Below are 279 nucleotides of genomic sequence, written 5' to 3'. Positions count from 1 at the left end.
ATACAAAGTTTTTGCCGATAAAGCGAACGGGAAGCCCCTGCTCGCGCGCGCGACGGGCGTACTCAATGATGCCACCCTCAATATGCCAGACTTTATTGAAACCGTTGTGTTTCATCCAGGCGCTGGCTTTCTCACAACGAATACCGCCGGTACAGTACATCACTATCTTTTTATCTGCATGTTCCCGCAGCATTTCAACCGCTTTTGGCAACTGTTCACGAAACGTATCCGCCGGGATTTCCAGAGCATTTTCGAAATGGCCGACTTCATACTCATAGT

Annotated in this window: 1 protein-coding gene; it reads right to left on the bottom strand. The window is 49.1% G+C overall.

Going from position 1 to position 279, the window contains the following annotated elements; genetic code table 11:
• Positions 1-279 (bottom strand): rhodanese-like domain-containing protein (locus tag J4G32_RS21560; RefSeq protein ID WP_281413615.1); only part of this gene is annotated, 279 nt, incomplete at both ends.

Origin of the sequence: Microvirga antarctica (assembly GCF_017921815.1) — a bacterium.
In the GTDB taxonomy this organism is placed as follows: domain Bacteria; phylum Pseudomonadota; class Alphaproteobacteria; order Rhizobiales; family Beijerinckiaceae; genus Microvirga; species Microvirga antarctica.
Note: the sequence above shows the minus strand (reverse complement) of the source record. Positions and strands in the feature narration are given on the sequence as shown.